Below are 1,478 nucleotides of genomic sequence, written 5' to 3'. Positions count from 1 at the left end.
GGTGGCTATTGGGTGGGTGCTGGCGGGGTACTGACGGTTGTCTGAACCGGTAAAGGGGACCGGTCGGGTTGGGTACAGCAGGCGGTAAGAAGACAGGCCGTCACAAAAAAAGCGATGAATATGAAGAGATCTCGCGCCATGCCGGTATTTTTGGCACGATCTCTTAAATCTGTTGTGGAATTCCGAAACCGGCCTGCGAATTCGGGCAGGCTTTCGGCTGTGTTTGAAAGATCCGGAAATCCCTGGAAAAAGGATCCTCTGATCCCCTGTTCCGTCCAGTATCTGAACCAGCCCTCAGGTCTTATAACAGCAGCGGACCTGAAACGTCCGGCACAAAAAAGAATTATCCTCCCCGGGTTGCGAACAGCACATTCTGGTCAAAGATCTTGTAGGTCTCCCCGGAACTCAGGGTAATCCAGATGACGACCCGGTCCTTGGTAGGAGAACCCATTACGTCAACCGAAGTTCCCATTCCCGGATGGTTTGCGCTTCCCTGGGTAACGGTCCCGTCCGGGCGGACCGCCTTGACCGCGACAGTTTTGATTAAACCGAGCCCGGGTCCGCCGTTAATAATGACTGAGATGACAGGGGTTTTGGTATTCTGTTCCCGGTTTATCTGGTAGGTGATATCTGCATAGGCCAGAAGGGCACGGGTAGGTTCCGGACTGAGGGAGTATATGTCAGCGGGAGTGGATACCGGGGTTACCAGGGTCGTAACCGGAAGGGTCGTCGGTGGGGGTGTCTGGACTGTCGTTACCGGGGTCTGGGCCGGGGTCTGTGCCGGCTGGGTGCAGCCACAGGCAAGGATGCAGGAGATCGCGACGAGACCTGCGAGCAGGATGAGAGAGTATTTCATACTGGCATCTTGACCCTGGTATCTTATGTTAGTTTTGATAGTCGCGGATTTGCCGAGAAAATTCAAAAAAAGCGGAGTTTTCAGGAAGATTGTTTTCCAATCCCGATCTTCATTGCAACGCCTTCCACGTCCCAGTCCTTCTCCATCTGCCAGGGCCCGGCCGGCTGCTGGTCATCGGCGAGCCGGATGGTGAGTTCCGTGGCCCTGACCTCGTCCTTGATCCCATCGCGCCAGGTGATCCGGATCAGGTCGCAGATAGTCCGGTCGGCAATCGCGACATCGGCCCGGATGAAGTCCTCGACCCTGAGGTCCATCTGCTTGCGCATCTCCTGGATGCGGCGGATTACTTCCCGGGCGTACCCTTCAGCCTCGGGATCGGGGGAGAGCGTGACATCAACGTACACCGTCCCGTCGTTCATCGGGGCGGAGAAAATGCCGTCCGGGAGGAGCTCGCTGAACGTCACGTGATCGGCAGTAATCTCAAACGATTCCCAGCCGGATGAAACCGTGGCCCTGACGTGCGTGTCGATGGCAAACCTGAGTTCGCTCCCGTTTGCGGCCTCGATTCCGGCCCTGACCTTCGGGATGCTCTTCCCGAACGAGGGGCCGAGCGCCTTCATGA

At 57.0% G+C, this 1,478-nt stretch carries 2 protein-coding genes; both read right to left on the bottom strand.

Features of this window, described 5'->3' with window-relative positions:
* Positions 1–343: 343 nt before the first annotated feature.
* The gene (locus CW742_RS12810) at positions 344–856 is read right to left on the bottom strand and encodes a hypothetical protein (protein WP_292420972.1); all 513 of its coding nucleotides are present in this window, start codon (positions 854–856) and stop codon (positions 344–346) included.
* Positions 857–936: 80 nt separating this feature from the next.
* On the bottom strand, positions 937–1,478 hold a 542-nt coding region (locus CW742_RS12805), incomplete at its 5' end, for a DUF5915 domain-containing protein (RefSeq protein WP_292420969.1).

The sequence above is a fragment of the Methanoregula sp. genome (assembly GCF_002835825.1).
Classification (GTDB): domain Archaea; phylum Halobacteriota; class Methanomicrobia; order Methanomicrobiales; family Methanospirillaceae; genus Methanoregula.
Note: the sequence above shows the minus strand (reverse complement) of the source record. Positions and strands in the feature narration are given on the sequence as shown.

Excerpts from the sequence above, each read along its gene's own strand:
- CW742_RS12810 (WP_292420972.1), bottom strand. The coding sequence starts at position 856 with ATGAAATACTCTCTCATCCTGCTCGCAGGTCTCGTCGCGATCTCCTGC.